20 protein-coding genes, 2 tRNA genes and 1 pseudogene are annotated in these 25,691 nt (G+C 34.0%); 13 read left to right on the top strand and 10 right to left on the bottom strand.

Annotation, left to right across the window (positions count from 1 at the left end):
* Window positions 1–448: 448 nt before the first annotated feature.
* The 3 genes from lpdA to truA form a co-directional block, all read right to left on the bottom strand.
* Window positions 449–1,840, bottom strand: coding sequence for a dihydrolipoyl dehydrogenase (gene lpdA, locus H4K33_RS06730; RefSeq protein WP_060875137.1), 1,392 nt, complete (start codon window positions 1,838–1,840; stop codon window positions 449–451).
* A gap of 560 nt (window positions 1,841–2,400) precedes the next feature.
* Complete coding sequence (locus H4K33_RS06725) at window positions 2,401–4,155, bottom strand: ABC transporter ATP-binding protein (protein WP_182647705.1); 1,755 nt, start codon at window positions 4,153–4,155, stop codon at window positions 2,401–2,403.
* Window positions 4,152–4,889, bottom strand: a complete 738-nt coding sequence (gene truA, locus H4K33_RS06720; RefSeq protein ID WP_182647704.1) for a tRNA pseudouridine(38-40) synthase TruA — start codon at window positions 4,887–4,889, stop codon at window positions 4,152–4,154. Before truA ends, H4K33_RS06725 begins: the two co-directional genes overlap by 4 nt.
* 203 nt (window positions 4,890–5,092) lie before the next feature.
* On the opposite strand from truA, the gene H4K33_RS06715 reads away from it, so the two are divergent.
* Together H4K33_RS06715 and H4K33_RS06710 are read left to right on the top strand one after the other, a co-directional pair.
* Complete coding sequence (locus H4K33_RS06715; protein WP_182647703.1) at window positions 5,093–6,373, top strand: M64 family metallopeptidase; 1,281 nt, start codon at window positions 5,093–5,095, stop codon at window positions 6,371–6,373.
* A 20-nt stretch (window positions 6,374–6,393) separates the two neighbouring features.
* On the top strand, window positions 6,394–6,906 hold the full coding sequence (locus H4K33_RS06710; protein WP_182647702.1) for a metallophosphoesterase: 513 nt from the start codon (window positions 6,394–6,396) through the stop codon (window positions 6,904–6,906).
* Between the two features lie 43 nt (window positions 6,907–6,949).
* Here the strand turns inward: H4K33_RS06710 and H4K33_RS06705 are convergent, their stop codons facing one another.
* The gene (locus H4K33_RS06705; RefSeq protein ID WP_182647701.1) at window positions 6,950–7,366 is read right to left on the bottom strand and encodes a DUF4293 domain-containing protein; all 417 of its coding nucleotides are present in this window, start codon (window positions 7,364–7,366) and stop codon (window positions 6,950–6,952) included.
* A gap of 192 nt (window positions 7,367–7,558) precedes the next feature.
* On the opposite strand from H4K33_RS06705, the gene rho reads away from it, so the two are divergent.
* Window positions 7,559–9,385, top strand: a complete 1,827-nt coding sequence (gene rho / locus H4K33_RS06700; protein ID WP_182647700.1) for a transcription termination factor Rho — start codon at window positions 7,559–7,561, stop codon at window positions 9,383–9,385.
* A 129-nt stretch (window positions 9,386–9,514) separates the two neighbouring features.
* Window positions 9,515–9,880, top strand: a complete 366-nt coding sequence (locus tag H4K33_RS06695) for a hypothetical protein (RefSeq protein WP_182647699.1) — start codon at window positions 9,515–9,517, stop codon at window positions 9,878–9,880.
* 149 nt (window positions 9,881–10,029) lie between these two features.
* Here H4K33_RS06695 and H4K33_RS06690 read toward each other — a convergent pair whose 3' ends face one another.
* Together H4K33_RS06690 and H4K33_RS06685 are read right to left on the bottom strand one after the other, a co-directional pair.
* The gene (locus H4K33_RS06690; protein ID WP_182647698.1) at window positions 10,030–10,413 is read right to left on the bottom strand and encodes a hypothetical protein; all 384 of its coding nucleotides are present in this window, start codon (window positions 10,411–10,413) and stop codon (window positions 10,030–10,032) included.
* 136 nt (window positions 10,414–10,549) lie between these two features.
* Window positions 10,550–11,434: a hypothetical protein gene (locus H4K33_RS06685; protein ID WP_182647697.1), complete on the bottom strand. Its 885-nt coding sequence runs from the start codon at window positions 11,432–11,434 to the stop codon at window positions 10,550–10,552.
* Between the two features lie 210 nt (window positions 11,435–11,644).
* Between H4K33_RS06685 and H4K33_RS06680 the strand changes: the two genes are divergently transcribed.
* From H4K33_RS06680 to H4K33_RS06665, 4 genes are all read left to right on the top strand, one after another.
* Window positions 11,645–11,718: transfer RNA gene (locus tag H4K33_RS06680), tRNA-Arg, on the top strand.
* A 669-nt stretch (window positions 11,719–12,387) separates the two neighbouring features.
* A complete protein-coding gene (locus H4K33_RS06675; protein ID WP_182647696.1) occupies window positions 12,388–13,167 on the top strand; it encodes a hypothetical protein in 780 nt (259 codons plus the stop codon).
* A 770-nt stretch (window positions 13,168–13,937) separates the two neighbouring features.
* Window positions 13,938–14,011, top strand: a tRNA-Arg gene (locus H4K33_RS06670).
* Window positions 14,012–14,740: 729 nt separating this feature from the next.
* The gene (locus H4K33_RS06665) at window positions 14,741–15,766 is read left to right on the top strand and encodes a hypothetical protein (RefSeq protein ID WP_182647695.1); all 1,026 of its coding nucleotides are present in this window, start codon (window positions 14,741–14,743) and stop codon (window positions 15,764–15,766) included.
* Between the two features lie 703 nt (window positions 15,767–16,469).
* On the opposite strand, the gene H4K33_RS06660 is transcribed toward H4K33_RS06665, so the two are convergent.
* The 4 genes from H4K33_RS06660 to H4K33_RS06640 all read right to left on the bottom strand — a co-directional run bounded on the left by H4K33_RS06660 (window position 16,470) and on the right by H4K33_RS06640 (window position 19,973).
* Entirely contained in the window at window positions 16,470–17,288 is an 819-nt protein-coding gene (locus tag H4K33_RS06660) for a DUF2971 domain-containing protein (RefSeq protein ID WP_182647694.1), read from the bottom strand.
* A 621-nt stretch (window positions 17,289–17,909) separates the two neighbouring features.
* The gene (locus H4K33_RS06655) at window positions 17,910–18,206 is read right to left on the bottom strand and encodes a hypothetical protein (protein ID WP_182647693.1); all 297 of its coding nucleotides are present in this window, start codon (window positions 18,204–18,206) and stop codon (window positions 17,910–17,912) included.
* A 482-nt stretch (window positions 18,207–18,688) separates the two neighbouring features.
* Complete coding sequence (locus H4K33_RS06645; protein ID WP_182647691.1) at window positions 18,689–19,291, bottom strand: porin family protein; 603 nt, start codon at window positions 19,289–19,291, stop codon at window positions 18,689–18,691.
* A 157-nt stretch (window positions 19,292–19,448) separates the two neighbouring features.
* Entirely contained in the window at window positions 19,449–19,973 is a 525-nt protein-coding gene (locus tag H4K33_RS06640) for a hypothetical protein (RefSeq protein ID WP_182647690.1), read from the bottom strand.
* Window positions 19,974–20,109: 136 nt separating this feature from the next.
* Here H4K33_RS06640 and H4K33_RS06635 point away from each other — a divergent pair, with 136 nt between their 5' ends.
* From H4K33_RS06635 to secA, 5 genes and pseudogenes are all read left to right on the top strand, one after another.
* Window positions 20,110–20,649 (top strand): hypothetical protein, encoded by a 540-nt coding sequence (locus H4K33_RS06635; protein ID WP_182647689.1) that lies wholly within the window; start codon window positions 20,110–20,112, stop codon window positions 20,647–20,649.
* Between the two features lie 46 nt (window positions 20,650–20,695).
* Window positions 20,696–21,388: an ABC transporter ATP-binding protein gene (locus tag H4K33_RS06630; RefSeq protein ID WP_182647688.1), complete on the top strand. Its 693-nt coding sequence runs from the start codon at window positions 20,696–20,698 to the stop codon at window positions 21,386–21,388.
* 63 nt (window positions 21,389–21,451) lie between these two features.
* Window positions 21,452–22,036: a cob(I)yrinic acid a,c-diamide adenosyltransferase gene (locus H4K33_RS06625; protein WP_182647687.1), complete on the top strand. Its 585-nt coding sequence runs from the start codon at window positions 21,452–21,454 to the stop codon at window positions 22,034–22,036.
* A 124-nt stretch (window positions 22,037–22,160) separates the two neighbouring features.
* Window positions 22,161–22,382 (top strand): DUF2795 domain-containing protein, encoded by a 222-nt coding sequence (locus H4K33_RS06620; protein ID WP_002986941.1) that lies wholly within the window; start codon window positions 22,161–22,163, stop codon window positions 22,380–22,382.
* 78 nt (window positions 22,383–22,460) lie between these two features.
* Window positions 22,461–25,529, top strand: a pseudogene (secA, locus tag H4K33_RS06615) (preprotein translocase subunit SecA); the annotation flags it as partial.
* Between the last annotated feature and the right edge of the window lie 162 nt (window positions 25,530–25,691).

Raw genomic sequence — 25,691 nt, 5'->3', positions numbered from 1 at the left:
TAGCATTGAATAAAATAGAGTTATACAATTTTAGATCTACCTTACAGCCATTTCTTGAAGGTAGATCTATTTTTAGACTATCCTTATAGAGGAGAAATGCGGGTTGATTTCTTCAGTTTTCGCTGTCCATAAATACTAATGGCAATGCAGGTGAGAGCAAGGGTTAACGATCCGAATTCTAATGTTTGTTTATAGAGAAAGTGATCGATATTTTGAACCATTAGTATCATACCGACGACCAAAAATAAAAAGGTAAGACTCCGTAAAAAGGAGGTTGAAAAACGTTTCATAAATAGAATATTTATAGTTAATAGGTTTAAATATAGCTAATTATGTTTTTATTTCAAAAGATTGAGGAATAAATATTTATATTGAGAAAAGAGACAAATGCAAAAAGTCTGTCGAATTACGACAGACTTTTTATATATAAACTATAATGAATTTACTACTATAAGTGGATTACTTCACCGTAAGCATCAGCAACAGCTTCCATTACCGCTTCACTCATTGTTGGGTGAGGGTGAACTGCTTTTAAGATTTCATACCCTGTTGTTTCTAATTTACGAGCTACAACAGCTTCAGCAATCATATCAGTAACACCAGCACCGATCATGTGGCATCCTAACCATTCACCGTATTTAGCATCGAAAATAACTTTTACGAATCCGTCAGGTGTTCCACCAGCTTGAGCTTTTCCTGAAGCTGAGAACGGGAATTTACCAACTTTGATTTCATAACCAGCTTCGATTGCTTTTTTCTCTGTTAATCCAACAGAAGCAATCTCAGGAGTAGCATATGTACATCCAGGGATATTACCGTAGTCTAATGGTTCAACATGGTGACCTGCAATTTTTTCTACACATAAAATTCCTTCTGCAGAAGCAACGTGTGCTAATGCTTGTCCAGGAACAACATCTCCAATAGCATAATAACCTGGGATGTTAGTTTGGTAGAAATCGTTTACTAAGATTTTATCTCTATCTGTAGCAATTCCCACTTCTTCTAAACCGATGTTTTCAATATTTGTTTTGATACCAACAGCAGATAAAACGATGTCAGCCTCAATGATTTCCTCTCCTTTAGCTGTTTTTACTGTTGCTTTAACTCCTTCACCTGTTGTGTCAACTTTCTCAACAGAAGCATTCGTCATCACTTTAATTCCAGCTTTCTTCAATGAACGCTCAAATTGTTTAGAGATATCTTCGTCTTCAACAGGAACGATATTTGGCATAAATTCAACAACAGTTACATCTGTACCCATTGCGTTATAGAAATAAGCAAACTCAACTCCAATTGCACCAGACCCAACAACGATCATTTTCTTTGGTTGTTTAGGTAAAGTTAAGGCTTGACGGTATCCGATTACTTTCGTACCATCTTGTGGTAAGTTTGGCAATTCTCTAGAACGAGCACCAGTTGCAATGATAATGTGGTCAGCACTGTATTCTGTTACTTTCCCATCTTTATCTGTTACATCAATTTTTTTACCTGGTTTTACTTTTCCAAATCCATCGATAACTTCAATTTTGTTCTTTTTCATTAAGAATTGAACACCTTTGCTCATTCCTGCTGCAACTCCACGTGAACGTGCAACTACCGCGTCGAAATCTTTATCAACTTCTCCATTAATTGTCAAACCATAATCAGAAGCATGTTTCAAGTACTCAAATACTTGTGCAGATTTTAGAAGCGCTTTTGTAGGAATACATCCCCAGTTCAAGCAAATACCTCCTAAATTTTCTCTTTCAACTACTGCGACTTTAAAGCCTAATTGAGATGCTCTGATTGCAGTAACGTAACCTCCAGGGCCACTTCCTAAAACAATAATATCGAATTTCATATGTATGTATTTCTATATTTTACGCTACGAAAATAATCAATTATTTCCGTTCTTGAAACTTTCGGTTTGAAAAGTTGATAGACCGTAAATTGTCGAATTGTAAATGGATGTGCTTTTTGTGTGAGTTTTGGAAGATGATTGTTAACTATTAATCTAAAATGCGATAAATTTTTTAAATGTGATTGACCTTGTGTAGCGATAAAAGAGCGTGAGATTATGGAGAAATCTCACGCTCAAATCAAAATAAAACAATACGGGGTAATACAGTATTACCATTGGTCAAAGCGTTAGTATTTAAGACTACCCGAGGTAATCCAGATGAAAAAGTTTACTAGAGTTGAGATCAAGCTGTCTTCCATCTTTTTTGTTGTTCAGAGTCATGCGAAGAGATTGAAATAAAGTGTTTTACCTTCTTTATCTTACCTAATAAGATACTAACCTCAATAAGTGAGCCAAATTATATTTTTAAGAAAGTTTTTTTTGATTTGTCAATAAAAGTAGAAGCCAAAAAAAAGGTCTGTTTATACATAAACAGACCTTTTTTTGATAAATAGAACGCATTAAGCAGATTCTACTACCTTGAATTGCGATTCATATAAGTTTCTATAATATCCATTTTCAAAGGATAACAACTCTTGATGCGTACCTTTTTCTACAATTTTTCCTTTGTCCATTACGATAATCACATCTGCATTAACAATAGTGGCTAAGCGGTGTGCAATGATAATTGACGTTTGATTATGTGTGAGGTAATCGGTTGCTTTTTGGAGTAGTTCTTCCGAGTGAGAGTCAATAGACGAGGTAGCTTCGTCCAATATTAAAATACTAGGTTTACTTACATAAGCGCGTAAAAAAGCAATTAATTGTCTTTGCCCAGATGAAAGCATGACTCCGCGTTCTTTTACGTCATAGTCGTAACCTCCAGGTAAATTTACGATGAAGTCGTGTATGCCTATTTTTTTAGCTGATTCGATGACAAATTCTCTAGTAATAGCAGGGTTGTGAAGGGTAATGTTATTCATAATGCTATCGCTAAATAAGAAGACATCTTGCAAAACAATGGCAATTTGTTTGCGAAGTGAAGCCAACTCAAAATCGTGAATATCAATATTGTCAATTTTGATAGTTCCAGCATTGATATCGTAAAAGCGATTTAACAAGTTAATAATTGTTGATTTTCCAGCACCAGAAGAACCCACAATGGCAACGGTTTGTCCTGCTTTAATTTCTAAATCAATGCCTTTGAGTACTTCAACCCCTGGAATATAACTAAAGTGAACGTTGTGCAATGAAATATCTCCTTTGAATGACGTAGCTTGAATTGTACCGTTGTTTTCAATTGTCTCATCCATTTCCAACACCTCAAATACGCGTTCTGCAGCGATGATTCCCATTTGCATGACATTGAATTTATCTGCAATTTGTCGCAATGGGTTAAATAGCATACTGATTAACATCGTATAGGCAAATAAATCTCCAAAGGTTGTTAGGTTATCGCCTTGTACAATAGACATTCCCCCGTACCAAATCACTAAACCTAAAGTTAAAGAAGAGACAATATCCGCAATGGGAAAGAAGATAGAGTTATATAAAATATTCTTCAACCATGCTTGGTTGTGCTTCTCGTTAATTTCTTTAAATTTTTCATACTCAATCTCTTCACGAGTAAATAGTTGAACGATTTTCATTCCCGAAATTCGCTCTTGAACAAAAGTGTTGAGGTTGGCAATTTGGGTGCGTACTTCTTGGAAGGCATCTTTCATTTTGATTTGAAAAATACGCGTTGCATACAGTAAAATAGGCATCGCTAGTAAAACAATGCAACTCAATTTCCAATTCATGTAAAACATAATCGCCAAAACAACAACCATTTTTAATAAGTCACTGACAATCATAAACAGTCCTTGACTGAAGATACTGGCAATTGATTCGATATCCGATACCGAACGAGTTACGAGTTTTCCTACAGGTTCATTGTCGAAGTATCGCATGCGGAAAGAGATAATTTTCTTGAATAACTTTTCGCGAATATCTTTGACGATATCCTGACCTAGCCAGCTTGCCCAATAGGTAAACAAAAACTGAAACATCACCTCTAAAAAGAGCACAATCGCCATTAACCCAACATAGATTAATAAACCATTTTGATCTTGAGGTTGAACGTATTGATTCACCGTTTCTTTAACCATATACGGACGAGCCGCGGCAAAAATTGATAGGGCAATAGCAAAGAATATGACCCAGCGAAATCTACTTTGATACGGTTTGGCATATGCTAAGGTTTTGCGCAGGGATATGGAGTTTAGTTTTTTCATAAATAAGGGTAACCTACTTTTGTTAAAAATAAGCCTTTTCCGGGAACTGAGAAACCAGCTTTTCCTCGGTCTTTGCTTTCGATAATGGCTCTAAAATCATCCAATGTGATTTTGTGTAAACCAACATTAATTAAAGTCCCCACAATAGCGCGTACCATATTGCGCAAAAATCGATTGGCACGTATGGTGAATACCAATTGATTGTCGTTGATTATAGTCCATTCAGCTTTGTAGATTGTGCAATTGAAGGTGAAAACATCCGTATGTGTTTTTGAAAAACACTCGAAGTCTTCATATTCAAATAGGATTTGAGCCGCTTGATTCATCAATGTCACATCTAAAGGGCGGTGGTGATAATAACTCAACGGATGGACAAAGGCATCTTTAAACAGGTGAATGTGATATTCATATGTTCGATCTGTTGCATCAAATCGCGCATGAGCATCAGCCGCAACATCGTGAAACTGATAGACCACTATATTTGGGGGTAAAAAAGAATTCATTTTTTGAATTAAAGCAGATTTATCCAACGGTAGCTCATAATCAAAATGAGCAAACATTTGCTTGGCATGTACACCAGCATCTGTTCTACCAGCACCAACAAGTTCGATGGGTTGACGTAGTAAAGTCGAAATAGCTTCAGTTAGCGTTTGCTGTACAGTAGGGGCATTGGGTTGTAATTGCCAACCGTGATAATCCGTACCGTTATATGCAAATTCGATAAAATATCTCAAAATAAATTCAGTTTATAAGGCTACAAATATACTTTAAAAAAGTGGAAAATAGTTAGCAGGAAGCAGTAATCGATTATGAAGAGTATTAGCTAAAGTTAGGCGATATCATCTTTAATTGAGAATTCATCAAGCAACAAACATCAAACAAATACCAAACAATAACGAAATAATCCTATTTTTACTTTTTGAAAAGAAACGATATCATGAGAACGATAAAAAAACTCGCCTTAGCACTATTACTAGGAGGAATGTGCACAACAATGCAAGCGCAAGATTTTGATCAGTATTTTGAGAATAAGACGTTGCGTTTAGATTATGTTTTTGGAGGAAATGCAGCGCAACAGTTTATCTCTTTGGATGAGCTAGGACGTTATCCTTTATGGGCAGGGCGAACACATCATTTAGGGGAAAATGCTTTACGAGGTAACGGACAAATACACCTCTACGATGAAGCAACCAATCAGTTAATTTACACCACGAGTTTTAGTACTTTATTTCAAGAATGGTTATCAACAGAAGAAGCCAGAACGACAATAAAGAGTTTTGAAAATGTATTTTTAGTTCCTTTTCCCAAACAAAAAACGCGAGTAGAAGTTGTTTTGTTTGATGAATCAGGAGCAGAGAAAACGAGGCTATCTCACGTTATTCAACCCAATGATATCCTGATTCACGATAAAGGAATACAAGAGTTAACACCTCATGAATATCTTCACCGTGCAAAGGATACTAACAAGGCGATCAATGTGGTTTTAATGGCAGAAGGATACACAGAACAAGGAATGGATCAGTTTATGGAAGCAGCACGCATAGCTGTACAAGAAATATTCAAGCATAAACCTTTTGATCAATTCTCGGATAATTTTAATTTTATTGCTGTTAAGAGCACTTCTATTGATTCAGGAGTTAGTGTTCCACGTACTGGAGAATGGAAGAAAACAGCAGTAGAGTCTAACTTTGACACGTTTTATTCTGAACGTTATTTAACGACCAATCGCCTGAAGAAAGTACACGATCTCTTAGCGGGAATTCCGTATGAACATATTGTTATTTTGGCGAATACTAAGGTGTACGGTGGAGGAGGTATTTACAATTCGTATACATTGACCACTACAGGACACAAAGATTTCAAACCTGTGGTAGTTCATGAGTTTGGACATAGTTTTGCTGGGTTGGCAGATGAATACTTTTATGAACAAGACGTATTGAGTGATTTCATTTCTAATCAGACGGAGCCATGGGAACAAAATATCACGACATTAAAGGATTTTGAATCTAAATGGAAGGGACAGCTAAAGAAGGGAACCCCTGTGCCAACATCGTTGGATCAGGCGAAGAAATATCCATTAGGAGTATATGAAGGGTTGCCTGGGAATGGAATTTACAAAGGTGCGTTGGAGTGTCGTATGCGCACCAATCAACACCATGAATTTTGTGTAGTTTGTCAAAACGCGATTGAAAAATTGATTCATTTTTATATAGATTAACAGCAACTAAAACGAGTAAATTGAAGAAGATATTATTGTTGTCTGATACACATAGTTGTGTGGATGAGTCTATACTTAAATATGTCAAACAAGCCGATGAAGTTTGGCATGCAGGAGATATTGGAAATCTCGAGGTGACAGATGAGATAAAAAAACACAAACCGTTGCGCGCTGTATATGGCAATATCGACGATGCAGAAGCACGCGTTGAATTTCCAGAAGAACAGTTGTTTACTTGTGAAGGAATGAAGGTGTACATGATTCATATCGGAGGGTATCCAGGAAAATATCGCACGCAAGTAAAGAATCAGTTGAGCAAAGAAAAACCAGGTTTGTATATCTGTGGACATTCCCATATTTTGAAAGTGCAATATGATCCGCAATACAAAGTATTGCATTTAAATCCAGGAGCTGCAGGTATTAGTGGCTTCCATCAAGTTCGAACCATGCTGCGTTTTGTAGTAGATCAGGGTACGATCAAGGATTTAGAGGTAATAGAATGGTCTAAAAACAAAAAAACCGAACAATTGTAATTGTTCGGTTTTTTCTACGCACTAATAAACTAAGATGTTAGGTTTATCGCAAACGATCCACAGATTTTACAAGATCCTCATCCTTTTTGATGGCTCTGTTTGCTAATACAAGCAACAGGATAGAAACAATAGGGAGGAACATCCCAATACCTTTCTCAGAAACGATTTCTGACGCTTCTCCAGATACAGTTAGTGTTCGATAAACAAATAATCCTAATAGTATAACGTTTAATATCATAGTCAGTCTGTTGCAAACAAACTGTCGTTGTCTATTTTTGTAGTTCATAATACTTACGGCTGTCAATGCTGTACACACCCCAAATAAGATGGTGAAACTAGGAACAAACATAAAGTAAACTTCCTCTTGTTGTGCATTGTACCATAAAGGAAAAACAAAGGGCAATACGCCTAGCGCAATTAAGGCTAATAACATATATACGGTTTGAATTCGCTGTAGCATGATGATTGGTTTTCTGTAACTCACACAAAAGTAAGGTTTCTTTTTTATAAAAACATATTAAATATTAAAAATAATTCGTATTATTGCAACAGTTATGTCGTAAGTACTTCATAATACGACACTTCTACTAATAAAAATTCCATTCTTATTTTTAAGACACAACTCATTTATTTATAATCTATAAACATTTATATGTTTGACATTTCCCAATTAGAAAAAATGAAGGTTTCTGACCTTCAGGAGATCGCGAAGAAGGCTAAGCTGACTAAGGTGTCGACTTTAAAAAAAGGAGAATTAATTGAGCGAATAATATCGCTTCAAGCTCCAACAGAAGTTAAAGCTAAAGCGCCGAAGCCTGTTGCACAAAAAGAAAAAGCAGTTCAAGCAGAGGCAGTGCAAACAGCGCCAGCAGAAGCTACGACAGTCGAAAAAACTAAACGCCCAAGACTAGCGAAACAAACAACGGAGGTTGGAACAACACCAGTGGAAGGGAAACAACAACAAAAGACTGAAAAAATAGAACATAAAGTCATTGAATCTGCGGAAGAAAATGCAATAGTAGAGCGAGATACCGTTAAAGCTGATCAAAAAGCGAATCCACGTGATAACCGCAAAGAATTCAGCCCAAAGAAAAAAAATGACAACGCAAAGCGCGATTTCCAAAAGCGCGACTTCAAGAATAACAAAAAGCAACAAGGAGAAGATCAACGTCAACCTATTGCACAAGATACTACAAAAAACGAAACTGAGCCTTCAGTTGTAAGTGAACAGCCTTCAGTTGAACAGGAAACTAAAAAACAAAATCCCAATCAACAAGGCAATAGAAATCAACAGCGAAATCAAAACCAATCCAACAACAATAACGCACAACAAAAGAATAATTTCAGAGAACCTGATTATGAGTTTGATGGTATTATTGAAAGCGAAGGAGTATTAGAAATGATGCCTGATGGTTATGGTTTCTTGCGTTCTGCAGATTACAATTATTTATCTTCACCAGATGACATCTATTTGTCTCAATCTCAAATTCGCCTTTTTGGATTGAAAACAGGAGATACTGTAAAAGGAGTGGTGCGTCCACCAAAAGAAGGTGAAAAGTTTTTCCCTTTGGTACGCGTATTGAAAATCAATGGACATGATCCTCAAAGTGTGAGAGATCGCGTTTCATTTGAGCATTTAACACCTATTTTCCCAACAGAAAAATTTAAATTAGACGAGTTGAGAAGTACAACTTCAACGCGTATTATGGATATGTTTGCTCCAATCGGAAAAGGACAACGCGGCATGATCGTTGCCCAACCGAAAACGGGAAAAACCATGTTGTTAAAAGATGTTGCTAATGCAATTGCTGCCAATCACCCTGAGGTTTACTTGATTGTATTGTTAATTGATGAACGTCCAGAAGAGGTTACGGATATGCAACGTAGCGTACGTGCAGAAGTAATCGCTTCAACATTTGATGAACCAGCAGAACGTCACGTAAAAGTGGCCAATATCGTTTTAGAAAAAGCCAAACGTTTGGTGGAGTGTGGACATGATGTTGTAATTTTATTAGATTCAATTACGCGTTTAGCACGTGCTTACAATACCGTACAACCTGCTTCAGGAAAAGTATTGAGTGGAGGGGTAGATGCTAATGCACTACAAAAACCAAAACGCTTCTTCGGAGCAGCGCGTAATATCGAAAACGGAGGATCGTTGAGTATTATTGCTACGGCTTTAGTTGATACAGGATCTAAGATGGATGAGGTTATTTTCGAGGAGTTCAAAGGAACTGGAAATATGGAGCTTCAATTGGATCGTAAATTGGCGAATAAACGCATTTATCCTGCAATTGATATTACTTCATCAAGTACACGTCGCGATGATGAATTGCTAGACAGAGATGCATTGCAACGCACGTGGACCGTTCGAAAAGTAATGGATGACATGAACTCTATTGAAGCGATGACATCGATTATTGATTCGATCAAAAACACAAAAAACAACGAAGAGTTTTTTGCTGAAATTCAAGGATAATTAGTGATTTTGAATATAATTGAAAAGAGGGTGTTTCAGCTGAAACACTCTCTTTTTTTATTTTTTTTGTAGAGAAACTAGATAGTTTACTATTTTTGCGCTTTGCCATTGGGTGAATTATTATATTCTATGATTAAATTTGTCTTTCTATTACTTGTTTTATTACTTGACTACCTAGGATATCGCTACGGTAAGTCACAACTCGTAGTGCGAAAAAAGGCAAAAAAATTCAAGGATAAGTCGCTAAAAAAAACATGGGCAGAAAAAAGAGCCCAACTGCAAGAACGCACCCAACAACTAGAAAAGGAAATACGCGAAGAAGAAGATGAATTCGATGATTTTATCGACAAAGAAACGTTTAACTTCCTGTTAATAGGTGCGGTAGCCACTTTTTTGTTCTTGATTATCGGAATGTTTACAGGAAATCCACTCTATTTTTACCTACTTATTTTTTTAATTACAACGCTGATCTACTTGTTTTACAACAAGATGTAGTAATAAAAAAAAGTTTATCAGAAGTTCAAAAAAAATTTAGAACATTACTGATAAACTTTTAAGGTGTAAAAACCACATGAAGTATTCGTTAAAACGACTTCCTCATGCTTTATTTAAAATGATTAGTTAGCGCATTGACTTAGTTGAAATTAGCCTCTTGGTATAACTTCTTCAAAAGGAACGTTAGGATTTGGATTTGTAATTATTGGATCATAAAAATCCCCCGGCTCATACTCATACGGTATCATATTCATCACCGTAATGGGTTCTTGTGGAGTACCAGGATAGGATTGCTTTAAAGCATTGATGCGATTATTGATAAAAGACATCGTGTTTCTTCCTACTTCCTTGTGAAGTATCTGCATCATAGTTGGACCAGAACCATTGTTTCTCAATTGTTTCCAAACAACAATTTCGTAGTCATATTGTTTAAAATACTTGTAAATCTGTTCTGGGCTATCACTTTCATTCGCGAAAGCTGTTGTTGTTCCACATGCAAATACAAAGGCAAGAGCTAAAAATAATTTTTTCATAATACTGTATTTTAATAGAATTGGTATTGTTAAAATACTAACTATTTTTAGTCAATAAAATACATTTTAAAAACTTTAGTATAATGTACAGTTTTTCTGTACTCCATGCTAGTAGAGCATCAAAACAACAAAGCCCTTAATTTAAGGGCTTTGTTGTTTCTACTTTTTGAATCGTATAGGTATAGGTGAATTCTTTGTAAATTACTTTTTTCTTGCCTAAAATCTCATACATGGTTGCTTTTATTGGGTACAGATCTTCATTGAAGGTGTATTCGATAGTAAAGTTTTCCTGGTCAGGACTGACAAGAGAATGGATAAGATTGGGAAAGTGATAGGTTAAAGGGATTAAACTTAACTCGTCTAGGAGGAGGGTTGTCATATCAAAAGGCAAGTGTGAAAAGGGATTTTTTCCATCTGTATAGCCAAATTCTATCGCTAGGCCTTGGGTTTTCATGGAAATCATTTGGTTCTTGTCGTTGTAGGTGTAGTCAAATTTAACACTATAAGGTTTGACTAAGGCACTGGTAAATTGGTTGGCTTGGTTGTAAAAAAAGGTTTGTTCTAATGTTTCTCCTTCCTCTTGCATGATATTTGTGTGCAACAAATTGTCTTTATACGCAAAACCTAGATGGCTGATGAGGATGTTGCCTGTTTGTTTTTCCATCGTTTGTAAGCGCCCTTTTTCGTCTAGTTCGAAGTTGTAGTCGATCGTGTGGGTTTTGTTGGGTTTTGTGTCTTTATAAAGCGTTGAAACATCACGCAGTGTTTGTAGTTTAAAATCTTCCGTATAGGTGAGTTGAAATAGATCCTCTTGTTCTAGAATGGGAAGTACTTCGTAAGAACCGTTGGTTTCGTGCTTAAATTCTTTAGAATACAAAGCGGTTTGTATTTGTGAAATAAAATAGTGTTTTTCATAGGTTGGCTCCGGTTGTTTAATCTCTAAGGTAGTATCATCAGAACTACAACTGGTTAGGCAAAGGGCTAAAAAAGCAAAGGCTAAGGTGTGTGTGCGTTTTTTCATCGTTTTTTCGTTTGTGTTTTATGTGTTGGGTTAATTACTATAGGATAGACGCAGAAAAAGAAAAAGGGTTGGGATAGAAAAAAAGTTTTTTGCTAAAAAGCTATGTCTTAATTGATTAATAGGGAGAAATAAAAAAACATCTATTTTTTCCTTATTCTAGTTTGGTTTTACAGAATATCGTCTTATATTTGCACTCGCAATAAGCAATTAGGCCACGTGGCGCAACTGAATAGCGCATCTGATTACGGCTCAGAAGGTTGCAGGTTTGAATCCTGCCGTGGTCACAAAAAGGAAAAGGTTACACATTTGTGTAACCTTTTTTTATGCTTTTAACTCAAAGAGTATAAGATATTTTATATGCTTTCGAAGAGCGGGGGAGACCTTGGTAAACTAGTCCAAGGAGTTTTAATTTTTCAACTGTAAAAAAGAAGGCTACAAAATCCTAATAATCGCTGGTAACAAATAGGATTTGCAATATAGGATGGTGCATTTCCTTGGTCTAGATATTTTGGGGGATGAAAATCTTCAAACCAAAAGGAGTTAATTTATGTGCCTTTGTAATTGGTAGTATTGAAACGCTACGTTTGCTCAACGATTTCCATTGAAAATAATAAAGTGGTTAGAGCAACTGTATTTACTCACTTTTTTTAAAACCTTGTTGTAAAGTTACTCTGCCTACAATTTTTTTGACACATGAACTGATATTACGGGTTGATGTCATCACTAAAATAATGATTAGAGTTAATGTTAAAATAAGAAAGGGAGTTGATCTCGATTGGTAGAGATAGTGGATGATTGTGTTATTTGTTTTGGGAATAGTAGGATGGATAGCTTCGGAAAGTGAGTAGTATATTAAAATTTAGATGATTAACAAATTGTGTAGTTTAACTGTAGAAATGATTAATTTATAGTTGTTAATTTTAGTTAAATAAAATCAATCAAATATATTTATCATGAAGAAATTTTTAATATTAGGTTTAATCTTAATGCTTTTTTCTTGTTCAAAAGAAGATGGTTTAGTAGAAAGTTATCAATCAGAGAAAGAAACTAAAACGAAGGATGCGAATATTGGGTATAAGTCGCCGTATAATTACACTAAACTATATAATTTGGAATCAGGTTCTATTAGCTATAGTTTTTCTAATACCACTAGTCTAGAGATAAGTATTACTCCTTACTTTGGAATAGCATTTTATACCGGTGATAGTACTTATAGTAATTCAAATCTTCCAATACTAAATAGTAATGGAGTGATATACACTAATTTTATGTCTTCCGAAAATTTTACTATTAAAGGAAATAGCTCGTATAGTAATAAATCTGATATAACTTCTGTTCCTACTAATATTGGGAATGGAGGACAAGGATATTTTAATTTTCCATTGTATTCTCCAAATACAGGTGAAGATTTATCAATTTTAACTAAGAGAGGGAAGTTGTATTTTATAGAAGTTTATGTCAGAAATGAACTTATAGGCTATGTTAAAATACCTATTAAATATGATTTTGATAGTACTACGGGACTTAGCTATCCATGGGAATCTCTGAATATAAATGATAGTTTTTTTGGACATGAATTAATTTATAACAGGGAATCTTTAGAAATTTGTTCTACAATAAGAAGTACTGATGTAGTGAAAGATTATCTGAAATTTGTATATGAGGGAAGCTCTTACGAAATTTCCGCTGAAGTGAATACTTCTGGTGTTGAATTTAAAATGATTAAAATTTAAAAACCAAGTTAGTATTAAATATTTAAAAAAGCCTATCACGTATTATGATAGGCTTTTTTAATTAAGAAAAGTGATGATTTCAAACAAATAACTTCAAAAATCTTCTATCTCATGATAACTTTATTATTAATCAAAGAAACTTAATAGGTTAACTTGATATCAACAAGTGAATCATTATTGTTTGTTTTCTGTAAAACTTATATTTTTAAATAGAATTTTTCTGTTTTTGAATTAATTCGTAATAACTTTTACTAATGAAATCAATACAGAACTTTGTTGTTTATAAAGCAGTTATCTTTAATGAAACTGTAAAAAAAACAGAAAGCGGATTAGGGCTTTTTGGAGATAGCCAATTCCTAAATAGAACTTAGCCTTACATGAAAGAACTCGCGATACTTGTTTGGGGAGATCCAACTAAGAGAGCTCAAATTCCTAACTATGAAAATGGGAAAAGAGTTTTTCCTTAGATACTTTGGAGCTGTTTTTAGAAGCTTTATGGATGAATTTGAGTGTCACCAACAAATAAATTGAAAAAAATATTTGATTTAAGTGTCTGTAAATAAGTAATTACAGCTAAATCTATTTTTGTAAACATATAAAAATCACAATATAGTTTTGGTAGTTATATCTATTTACCTATATTTGCACCGGTTAAACAAACGGTTTGCTGTACAAGGGTTGTGCAAAACACAAGTAAAGGTATGATAACCATTTGTTTTCCACAGTGTTAAGAATGTTTTATAGATTCTTGCCGTGGTCACTATAACAACGGCGATGTGGCGCAACTGAATAGCGCATCTGATTACGGCTCAGAAGGTTACAGGTTTGAATCCTGTCATCGTCACAAAAAGAAAAGGTTACACATTTGTGTAACCTTTTTTTGTGCTTTTTAGCCAAATTACATAGAATATTTTATGTGATTTCATTGTTTAATAAAAGTAAATAGGATACTTATCGTGCAATAGTCGTGCAAGATTTACTACTCTTGACTGTTGTGAAAATATTTTATCGAAGTAAAACCCTATTAAACATAGCTACTTCTAAATTTCTTATCAAAGAGAATTCTATCCCCTCAACTTTGTATCTAAGATTTTTATATACAAAACAAATAGATGTGTTTCATAAAACACAAATTTCGATTAATCCTGATCACTGGGATTCAAAAAAGCGCAAATCAAAAACATTCTTGCGGTAAAGAATAGAAAAGTTAATTGCGCGATCTTTTAATAGACTTTGAAGGCAAAGATCAAATAAAGCTGATGAATGTTGATACTAAATAAACAAGAAAAGTCTCTTGATTAGGGCTTTTTTTTGAATATTGATTATTCAATATAAGTTGTTAAATAGCGTGTTTTTCTGTGTATTCTCTTGTTTTATTGTTTAAAAAAATACCTAAACAATATTTTTTTAGTAAATATAATTTATTTATAATTTGTAAATTAACTTTATTTAACTAAATTTATGTCGCTATAACTTCTTTTAAACTTAGTCCGGAATATTTTATGAGATATAGTAGCAGGTTTTACTTATTGTGAGTAGAATTAAAGATAATTACCAATTTAAATCTTAAATTATGAAAAAAATTTTTTTTATGTTATTGACTTTGTCATTAACGCTTGCTTCTTGTAGTTCGGATTCAGTTAGTACTGATAGTGGAAACTCAAATGAGCTTTTATTAAAATCAACATCAGAGGTTAATGACAATTTAAGGGCCCTTAGAAGAGAGGCTTTGAATGATCTTAACCAGGGAGGGGAAATTTATTATTATGCAGAAATAGGAGCTGTTTTTCATACAAAAAGTAAATCTAGCATTGTAATTCCACCTTTTTCAATTAAAACTAAGAGAGGTGAAGATATCAATGGAGTTTTAAGAATTGATTACATAGAGATTTTTGATAGAAGTAAAATGCTAGTAGCTAATACACCTACAATGGCTTTAGTCAATGGACAAAAAGAGTTATTAGTAACAGGTGGCGAGTTTTACTTAGATATTAGATATCGAAGAGAGCAAGTAGAAATAGTTAGCCCTATTAAAGTCAATATTGGTACATGGAACTCAGAGGCAGAACCTCGCGGGATGGTTTTATGGAATGGAGATATTGATCAAAATGATAATTTAACTTGGTTACCAGCAGATCCAAATGACTTAAATTTTGAAAATGATGGACAAATTTTTAGTGGAAGAGAAGGAGGAGTAATGTATGATGTATTAATTAAGAACTCTAGAAATTTTGGATGGTGTAATGTTGATAAATTAATTAAATTTCCAGGAGAAAAAACAAATATTAAAGTAGTTGTTCCACAAGTATTTAACCATACAAACTCAGCTGTATACATGGCTGTAGAAGGACAAAATAATATGATGTTTCAACTGGATACATTTGATTCAGGTAATAATTCATTTCAATTTCCTTCAGATTTAGCATCTGTTGGTTTAGATGTTCACCTTATTTTCGTAGCTGAAGTGAATGGAAATTACGTATATAGTATTTTATCTGCACCTGTTGGAAATAATTCGACTTATACCATAACTAGCAATAGTTTAATTCATACAACGAATTATCAACAATTAGAAGCAGCAATTGTAGCATTACCTTAAGAATAATAGACATAAACCATAAAACTAAAAATGCCCCTTACTTGGGGCTTTTTTAGTTTAGGATTTTAATATTAGCTTTTTTTGACAGAGCATGAAGTAAATGAGAGGGATTAAAATCAACAAGTGTTTTCGAATATTGATTATTGTTATTCTTATTATGTTCTTCATCAATTTTAACCATATACTCTTGGATATATAATGTTTGAGCGGAAGAAATTTCCCTCTTACTAGATAGTTTATTTAATTTAAACAAAAAGAAAAAGCTATATTTAAATCTGTTTATATTCTCCTTACTCCAATTTTTATCTATTAGATGTAATAACCAATCAAAAACGCAAACTCCTTCAATATTTCTAGCTTTCCATAAAGTTGTTTTTATGTATATAATAATATGAATTATCGAATAGTATAAAATCAAGACCTAATGTGCCTACAAAAATATCGACTGCCTTATCCGAATGGGATATGTATCTTGTGCAGCTAAAGACAAAAACAAACATGAGCATCTTTATATCATGCCCGTAAAAGAGCGTCAAATTTGCCAAGAAATGCACGAAATGTTAACTGGGGAGTAGATATACCTATTGAACTTTATAACGTAAAAGGTGCCTCTAAAAGGGATTTGATGAAGGTTGAAATCATTGAAAAACTCAATAAAAAAGAGAAGATTAAGACAGTGAAAGCGCTTTGGGATTGTAAGAGTTTAAACTTTACTAAAAAGATCAACTGTAACGTCTTTTCTTTCTAACTCAAAAGAACGCTGTGATAATAAACATTGATATAGTTTAACGTGGTTATAATTATTGTTTTTTAATATTTTAACAAGTTCAATTCTGTCATTTTCACTACATTTTACGCCAAAACTTATAGATCTTATAGATTCTTTTTTTATTTTATAAACACCATTCTTTGGTTTTAATATCCTAAATTCATCTTCATAACTCCATTCTGTAGATTTACGGCATATTGTTTTTTCTAATAAATCATGTTGATTTCTGATATAATTTAACTTTGGATATTTGTTACTATATTCAACTGGGATAGGAGAAACAAAAGTCTCAGGGCTCTTTAAAATTTCATATTCAATACATACTCCTTTATGACTATTTGCATAATGGCTCCACATTAAAAGATTATTATAATTAGTGACAAAACACCCAACTCCAGAATTCTCTAACAAATTATTTATAGTCGTTAAATTATTTTTATTAAAGGTTATTCTATCATTTATAACAGCGTTATATAGAATATTAATATCAATATCAATATTATGCTTTTGATATTTAAGTCCAAGTAGATATAAATATACCTCATAATCCTTATAGTCTACATCATGAATAAATTTGCCTTCAAAGGGATCATTAAAATTAGTTATAGATGAGAAAAATATTTCATCATTCTGAAAAATATTTTCAGTATACTTTGTTAATGGTTTAAACTGATATAATGTGTTTGGAAATTGCCCTAACTCTATACCTTGTGTTAATAGAGCAACGAGCTCTTCTTGATCTTTAAATTTCATAAATTATGTTTGTTTTTATGTTAAACTTGGTAAATGTCGTACATTTATAAAAAACAAAAAAATCTAGATTTTTTTAATCGAGGTCCTCCCCTTTATGGACAGATATGTTACAAGGTATAGCTGCTGCAATTTCGATACCTGGTGCTATAATGGTGTTTATCATATTGGTAAAAAAGATAAAGAAAAATAGAGAAAAATAAATAGTCTTGTTTCGGTTTCTGAAAGTTTAATTACAATGATTGCTAATCAACAACATGAAATATATGAACTAAAAGAAATAGTTGTTAGCATGAAAATACTGTCTAATAACAATAATAAATTATTGGATATTATTACTGAATAATTTTAGCAAACTCGCCTTATCATAACTTTTTAGAGAAGTAACAAACTAGTGCCAACAAAAAAATACGAAATGTGAGTTGTGGACCTTACAGGGATTATACCTTTTACTTTCTTATTATGAATCTATTACTCTAGTAAGCTGAGTTAGAAGTCCAACTAATATAAATGAAAGTTTGTTTGAAAATAGGTTGGCTTTTTTAAGTGGATTGTCATGTATGATATAAGCGAGGTAATCTTAATTTTATCACGGATGCAAATCATTACTTTAGAACACGATGATTAAAAATTTAGAGAAATAATATAAGTAGAAAAATACTTTTGATCAGCTAGTATATAGTGGACGGAAAAAACATACTGACTCTCTATATCTGCTTTTAAATAAACGGAAACGAAAACCGCATCAACTTTTACTGCATCAAAAAAGAAGTAACTTCTGTTTTCTGTTTTGAATTTCCGTTCTGGTCTATTGTCGTCTTGTAGATTCCCGTAATACTGAAACAAAACAGCATTTTTAAAAGCATAAACATTTGTATCAAGAGTGAGATTTGGCTCTCTACTTCCTACATCATTCCGCATAATTTAGTGGCCAGGTGCTACCATGATCAACCTTTCTCAAGGGGCAAGCGTCTACCTTCTGCCATCATCCTATAGAAGTAAAATACCTGTCACAAAAAGAAAATTTCTAAGTCTTTTATTTACACTTAATTTTAAATGAAATACTATGAGAAATTTTATTGAAGTCTTAGTTGTTTTAAATGATTTTACAAAAATCAGTTTTACTTTTATTGGAATAGTGAATTTCTTAATTAAAAAAACTCCAATAATATATAAAAAAGTCGAAGAGATATTGATTAAAATAAAACAAAAAGAGTAAATAAAACCATTCGCCCTTTGCTGTACAATAGTCGTACAAGCTTTACCACTCTTGATTGTTAGTTGAATAATTTATCAAATTCAAACGCGATAAAAAGAGACAATTCGTTTATTCGTATTGTGTAGTATAAAAAAGAGTCACCCAATTGAGTGACTCTTTTTTGATAAATATCTTCTATCTATGATTAAAATTTGTAACCAATAGAAACTTGGAATACCCTATGTTTAGAAGTTTCGCCCTCATCAATAATCTTGGTAAGACCTAAATTGTATCTGGCATCGAAGAAAACACCTACAGGTAGTTCATAACCAGCACCAAAATTTAAACCAAAGTCTATTGCGTTTGTGTTGTCTTTTATTTTTACAGTCATTTTTTGACCTAAAGCCTTTACTTCCTGTTCTGCTGCTAAATTTATACCAATTTGTGGTCCTGCTTGGAGACTTAATCCATCCATGACATAATATTTTGCCATAATTGGAATGTTTAAGTAATTTAATTTTATCGTGCTTTTAGCATTCACCATGATATTCTCAAAGTCAATATCAACATCATATTTTGCTCCTTGAGTTGAATACAAAAGTTCGGGTTGAATAGAGAATTTTTCATTGATAAAAATTTCTGCTACACCTCCTATGTGAAATCCTGTCTTATTAGACGAACCAGATAAATCAGAAATATTAGCAAAATTTAAACCAGCCTTTGCCCCATATTTAACATTTGGGGTTTGAGCGAATGCAACTCCACTAAAAGTAAATAGTGCAAATAAACATAAGGTAATTTTTTTCATAAGTTAAAATTTATAGTAAAATAAAGTTAATAATAACGAATACAAAGTTACATTAACTTAATGTAATAAAAAATAGTGCTATTTCACTAATTTTTATGATCAAACTATATTACACACTATTAACTGAGTTTTTTTCTAAATAAGATCATTTGTTCTTTTACTTAAAATTTGGTAGTTCTATATCTATTTTTCCATTAGATAAGTATATTGGATCTATATACTTCATGTCATTTGGGTCATTGGATCGGTGAACGTATCCCTCAAAGTCACCTATAATTCGTCCATTTTCAATTTTTAGGTTGATCGTAAAAGGAGAATTGTATTCGGGTAAAGTATATTGATAAACATAAGCAAAAGTTGTATTAGGATTCACAGGATTGGGCTTAAAAGGAGAAAATTCGATTCCTTCAAATTCAATGTGAGAAATGAAATCTGTCTTAAAAAGCATAAGAAACTTATTTTTGTGAGTAGAATCGATGATTATTTCGGATTCTATAAAGAACCCGATAAGTTCTCTATCTGTGTTTGTGAATTTCCCTTGGCGGACTTCTTTGAAATCTAAAAGCTTGTCATTGTATATCATGGAGAGAATTTCCTTGGATTGTTTTTTGTCTGTTACTTGATTATCAGAAGAACAGGACAGGAAAAAAATACAGAAAATGGCAATAAAAATACTTCTCATTTTGTGTGATAAATTTTATATAGGTTAGAATTTAAAGCTAAGCAAAATATTTCATTTAGTTATATAGAAAGCGAAAAGTAAAAATTACCTTTGTTGAGTAAGATTTTTTTTACCGTAAAAAACAACTGGTTACAACATGATCCTCGATTATCTTCGCTTTTGGTTTTCTGCTTACAATGAACACGGCACTCATTCGCCTTTTGTGTTTAATCTATTGACACGTGGACTTTATCCTGTCGATGAGCGTTGGAAAGGACAGTCGAGAAAAGAGCAATTCTTTACTCGTCTATTGGTGTATTTTGACTCCCAGCAACTTGCTACTTTGGATGGTCGTATTCCTGAAGAAGTAAAGATGTCGATTTCTGTAGAATCTTATCAGGTGGATTCAGACAAGTGCTATGAGGCAATTCTCTTTCAAGGAAAAGATGCAAAAGCTTGGCCAGAAGTTCAAACAGTTGCTCAAAGCATGCGCAATAATTCGATTTGGATAATTGATCGTAGGAGAAAAGAAGCATCCATCGAAAAATATTGGCAAGAAGTGATCGCATCCGAAGAAATGATTGTAACTTTAGATTTCTATTATTTTGGAGTGGCTTTTAAGCGAAAGGAGCAATTGAAGCAACAGTTTAAATTGCGTTTACACCCAGATCGAGTTTTTCGCTTGTTGCGCGTGTAACAAAAGAACGCTTTTAGACACTTATAGAAAAGAAAATACGAGGATTATGTCTAAAGAATTAATTATCGATATCAAAGATATTAAACGCGATTTTAAAATGGGATCTGAAACGGTCAAGGTTTTAAAAGGTGTGAATTTACAGATTGAACGTGGGGATTACGTCGCTTTGATGGGACCTTCGGGTTCTGGTAAATCTACATTGATGAATATTCTCGGTTGTTTAGATACGCCAACATCAGGCTACTATAGCTTAAATAATAAAGACGTCAGTCGATTAGATGACGATCAGTTGGCAGAAATTCGAAATAAAGATATCGGATTTGTTTTTCAAACTTTTAATTTAATGCCCCGTACGACAGCTTTAGACAATGTTGCCTTACCCATGATTTACGCAGGTAGATCGAAAGAAGATCGCAACAAACGCGCTTCAGATGTGTTGCATATGGTAGGACTAGGCGATCGTATGGATCACCACCCTAATCAACTATCTGGAGGACAAAGACAACGCGTGGCTGTTGCTCGGGCTCTAGTGAATAATCCTTCTATTATTCTAGCGGATGAACCAACGGGTAACTTAGATACGAAGACTTCGATTGAAATCATGGCGTTATTCGATGAAATTCACAGCAAAGGCAATACGGTTATTCTGGTAACCCACGAAGAAGATATTGCAGAACACGCGCATCGTATTATACGTCTACGCGATGGAGTGATTGAAAGCGATGAACGAATAAAATAAGGGAAACCTGTTGTAGTTCGATCAAAGTATTGTATTTTGCTTGTTGGATCTAACAAGTAAAAAATGAAAATCTACACCAAAACTGGTGATGAAGGAACGACAGCCTTGTTTGGCGGAACTCGCGTACCTAAAAATCACATTCGAATTGAAGCATATGGCACGATAGACGAGTTGAACGCCTATGTGGGCATGATTCGCGATCAAGAGATTCCTCAAATTGAGAAGGAATTTTTACTGTCTATTCAAAATCAACTTTTTACTTTGGGAGCAATGTTGGCAACAGATCCGCAAAAAGCACTGTTGAAAAACGGAAAAGAACGCTTGAATATTCCCAAAATCACAGCTGATACACTGGTGTGTATGGAAAGTGAAATTGATCGAATGGAATCGCATCTACCACCAATGACACATTTTATTTTGCCAGGTGGTCATCCGACGGTGTCATTCTGTCATATCGCACGTTGCGTTTGTCGTAGAGCAGAGCGTTTGTCAGTGCAATTAGACCAAATAGAACCTGTAGAAGAAGAAATTTTGAAGTATATCAACCGACTTTCTGACTATCTATTTGTGTTGGCACGAAAGTTGACTTTGGATTTACAAGCAGAAGAAATAAAATGGATACCCGAAAAATTGAAGGAAGACCATTGAAAACTGCGACTTTTTGTTGTGAAAAGGCAAGACGTTCTTTAAACTTAGTGAAATACTATGAAAAAAGCTTGCTTATTTCATAATAAAATTTATTTTTGCAATAAAATTTAAAAAAGGTTAAGAGATGTATTGGACATTAGAATTAGCATCTTATTTAAGTGATGCTCCATGGCCTGCTACTAAAGATGAGTTGATAGATTACGCTATTAGAACAGGTGCACCCCTTGAAGTAGTAGAAAACTTACAATCCATCGAAGATGAAGGAGAAATCTATGAATCTATGGAAGAAATATGGCCAGACTATCCTACGGACGAAGATTATCTTTGGAACGAGGATGAGTATTAATATAGAAAAAAGCCTTCTACAAGGCTTTTTTTTGTTTAATTTAGCAAGTGAAAAAAGAGTTAAAAAACATATAAACCTATGAGTCTTATAAATACTATATTAAAGGTTTTTGTCGGCGATAAATCGGAAAGAGATATCAAGGAAATAAAACCTCTAATTGAAAAAATTAAAACGTATGAATCGTCTTTATCTAGCTTATCTAATGATGAGTTAAGAGCAAAGACCATCTATTTCAAAGAAAAAATTCAACAATCTAGAGCCGGTCAAGATGCGAAAATCGCTTCGTACAAAGAAGAAATCGAGAAGACTCAAGATATCGATAAAAGAGAAGCTATTTACGCGAGTATTGATAGCTTAGAAAAAGAAGCTTATGACAATACAGAAAAAGTATTGTTAGATATTCTACCAGAAGCGTTTGCTGTGGTAAAAGAAACGGCAAAACGTTTCAAAGAAAATGAAACGGTTACTGTTACAGCTTCTGAAAAAGACATGGAGTTTGCTGATAGTAAACCCTATGTAACGGTTGTTGACGGAAAGGCAAACTGGGCAAATAAATGGTCAGCTGCTGGTAAAGAAGTAACTTGGGATATGATCCACTACGATGTACAGTTAATCGGAGGTATCGTATTGCACCAAGGGAAAATCGCTGAGATGCAAACAGGGGAAGGGAAAACATTAGTTGCAACTTTACCTTTGTATTTAAATGCTTTAACAGGAAATGGTGTACACTTAGTTACAGTGAATGACTACCTTGCAAAAAGGGATAGCCAGTGGAAAGCACCGCTGTTTGAGTTCCACGGAATGACAGTAGATTGTATTGACAATCACCAACCAAACTCAAGCGGAAGAAGAGCCGCTTATGCAGCAGATATTACGTATGGAACAAATAACGAATTTGGTTTCGATTATTTGAGAGATAATATGGCACATACGCCAGAAGAATTAGTGCAACGCGTTCACAACTATGCTATTGTCGATGAGGTCGATTCAGTATTAGTGGATGACGCCAGAACACCGTTAATTATCTCAGGACCTGTTCCACAAGGTGACCGCCATGAGTTTAACGAGCTAAAACCAAAAGTGGCTAACTTAGTTGAGATTCAACGTAAATTGGCAAACAACTTCTTGGCAGATGCAAGAAAATTAATTCGCGAAGGAAACACAAAAGAAGGTGGATTCTTATTGTTAAGAGCATACCGAAGCTTACCTAAGAACAAGGCGCTTATTAAGTTCTTGAGTGAAGAAGGAGTAAAACAATTGCTTCAAAAAACAGAAAATCACTACATGCAAGACAACAACAGAGAAATGCATAAGGTGGATGAAGCATTGTACTTCGTAATTGAAGAGAAAAATAACCAAGTGCAGTTGACAGATAATGGAATTAAGTTCTTATCACAAGATACAGATGAGACTTTCTTCGTATTACCAGATATCGGAACTGAAGTAGCACGTATCGAAAGCCAAAACTTATCTAGAGAAGAAGAAGCTGTGGCAAAAGAGCGCTTATTCCAAGACTTTGGGGTAAAAAGTGAGCGTATTCACACATTAAATCAATTGTTGAAAGCGTATACTGTATTTGAAAAAGATACAGAATATGTTGTAATTGACAACAAGATCTTAATCGTTGATGAGCAAACGGGTCGTATTATGGATGGTCGTCGTTATTCTGACGGATTACACCAAGCGATTGAAGCAAAAGAAAACGTAAAAATTGAAGCAGCTACACAAACGTTTGCTACAATTACCTTACAAAACTACTTCCGTATGTACAAAAAGTTAGGAGGTATGACAGGTACGGCTATTACAGAAGCAGGAGAGTTCTTGCAAATCTATAAATTAGACGTAGTTGAAATTCCAACTAATAGAGGAATTGCACGTAAGGATAAAGAAGATAAAATTTACCGTTCAGTACGTGAAAAATACAAAGCCGTTATTGACGATGTTGTGGAATTATCACAAGCAGGACGTCCAGTGTTAATTGGTACTACTTCTGTTGAAATTTCTGAGTTATTGAGTAGATCGTTAAAAATGCGTGGAATTCAACACAACGTATTGAATGCGAAATTACACAAACAAGAGGCTCAAATTGTAGAAGAAGCTGGGAAACCAGGGGTTGTAACTATTGCAACCAACATGGCAGGTCGTGGTACGGATATTAAACTTTCTCAAGAAGTAAAAGACAAAGGAGGTTTAGCTATTATTGGTACAGAACGCCATGATTCAAGACGTGTTGACCGTCAGTTGAGAGGTCGTGCAGGACGTCAGGGAGATCCAGGAAGTTCTCAATTTTACGTGTCATTAGAGGATAACCTAATGCGTTTATTCGGATCAGAACGCGTAGCGAAGATCATGGATAGAATGGGATTAGAAGAAGGAGAAGTGATCCAACATTCGATGATGACTAAATCAATCGAAAGAGCACAGAAAAAAGTAGAAGAAAATAACTTCGGTATTCGTAAGCGTTTATTAGAATATGATGACGTGATGAATGCACAACGTGAAGTAATTTATAAACGTAGAAAACACGCGTTGTTTGGAGATCGTCTAAAAGTAGATATCGCCAATATGATGTACGATTTATGCGAGCGCATTAGCGAAAGCAATAAATTAGCGAACGACTTCAAAAATCTTGATTTAGATATGATTCGCAATTTCGGAATTAACGATGTTGTAACAGAAGATCAATTTAATAAAGATGACGTTGTTACGTTAGCGAATAGATTGTATGAGAAAGCATTTGCTGCGTATCGTGAAAAAGGACAACGCAGTGCCGCAGAAGCATTCAAAGTAATCAAAAACGTATACGAAAATCAAGATAACAACTTCGAACGTATTGTAGTGCCATTTACAGATGGAATGAAAACAATGAATGTTGTTACAAACTTAGAAACAGCGTATAATACGCAAGGAATGAGTTTAATTGATGATTTTGAAAAGAATGTTGTACTGTCAATTTTAGATGAGGCGTGGAAGAAACACCTTCGAAAAATGGACGAGTTAAAACAATCGGTTCAATTAGCTGTTCACGAACAAAAAGATCCATTGTTGATCTATAAATTCGAGGCATTCGAATTGTTTAAGAAAACAATCGCTGAAATGGATGCAGAGGTGACTTCTTTCTTAACTAAGGCTGACTTACCAGTTCAACCAGTACAAGAAGAAATCCAAGCTTAATTTTGGCTTATTCAATACAACAAAAGGGCTCTTATTGCAAGGGCCCTTTTTTTATGATAATAGGATGTTAAGACTTAAATTCTTGTACCTAATCGCTTAATAAAGTTGTAATTTTATAAAACAAATAAAAATTAG

This window comes from Myroides sp. WP-1, assembly GCF_014145635.1.
Taxonomy (GTDB): Bacteria; Bacteroidota; Bacteroidia; order Flavobacteriales; family Flavobacteriaceae; genus Flavobacterium.
This window is presented reverse-complemented; position numbering and strand designations above follow the sequence as displayed.

Excerpts from the sequence above, each read along its gene's own strand:
- lpdA (WP_060875137.1), bottom strand. The coding sequence starts at position 1,840 with ATGAAATTCGATATTATTGTTTTAGGAAGTGGCCCTGGAGGTTACGTT.
- H4K33_RS06725 (WP_182647705.1), bottom strand. The coding sequence starts at position 4,155 with ATGAAAAAACTAAACTCCATATCCCTGCGCAAAACCTTAGCATATGCC.
- H4K33_RS06715 (WP_182647703.1), top strand. The coding sequence starts at position 5,093 with ATGAGAACGATAAAAAAACTCGCCTTAGCACTATTACTAGGAGGAATG.
- H4K33_RS06705 (WP_182647701.1), bottom strand. The coding sequence starts at position 7,366 with ATGCTACAGCGAATTCAAACCGTATATATGTTATTAGCCTTAATTGCG.
- rho (WP_182647700.1), top strand. The coding sequence starts at position 7,559 with ATGTTTGACATTTCCCAATTAGAAAAAATGAAGGTTTCTGACCTTCAG.
- H4K33_RS06695 (WP_182647699.1), top strand. The coding sequence starts at position 9,515 with ATGATTAAATTTGTCTTTCTATTACTTGTTTTATTACTTGACTACCTA.
- H4K33_RS06690 (WP_182647698.1), bottom strand. The coding sequence starts at position 10,413 with ATGAAAAAATTATTTTTAGCTCTTGCCTTTGTATTTGCATGTGGAACA.
- H4K33_RS06685 (WP_182647697.1), bottom strand. The coding sequence starts at position 11,434 with ATGAAAAAACGCACACACACCTTAGCCTTTGCTTTTTTAGCCCTTTGC.
- H4K33_RS06675 (WP_182647696.1), top strand. The coding sequence starts at position 12,388 with ATGAAGAAATTTTTAATATTAGGTTTAATCTTAATGCTTTTTTCTTGT.
- H4K33_RS06665 (WP_182647695.1), top strand. The coding sequence starts at position 14,741 with ATGAAAAAAATTTTTTTTATGTTATTGACTTTGTCATTAACGCTTGCT.
- H4K33_RS06660 (WP_182647694.1), bottom strand. The coding sequence starts at position 17,288 with ATGAAATTTAAAGATCAAGAAGAGCTCGTTGCTCTATTAACACAAGGT.
- H4K33_RS06655 (WP_182647693.1), bottom strand. The coding sequence starts at position 18,206 with ATGCGGAATGATGTAGGAAGTAGAGAGCCAAATCTCACTCTTGATACA.
- H4K33_RS06645 (WP_182647691.1), bottom strand. The coding sequence starts at position 19,291 with ATGAAAAAAATTACCTTATGTTTATTTGCACTATTTACTTTTAGTGGA.
- H4K33_RS06640 (WP_182647690.1), bottom strand. The coding sequence starts at position 19,973 with ATGAGAAGTATTTTTATTGCCATTTTCTGTATTTTTTTCCTGTCCTGT.
- H4K33_RS06635 (WP_182647689.1), top strand. The coding sequence starts at position 20,110 with ATGATCCTCGATTATCTTCGCTTTTGGTTTTCTGCTTACAATGAACAC.
- H4K33_RS06630 (WP_182647688.1), top strand. The coding sequence starts at position 20,696 with ATGTCTAAAGAATTAATTATCGATATCAAAGATATTAAACGCGATTTT.
- H4K33_RS06625 (WP_182647687.1), top strand. The coding sequence starts at position 21,452 with ATGAAAATCTACACCAAAACTGGTGATGAAGGAACGACAGCCTTGTTT.
- H4K33_RS06620 (WP_002986941.1), top strand. The coding sequence starts at position 22,161 with ATGTATTGGACATTAGAATTAGCATCTTATTTAAGTGATGCTCCATGG.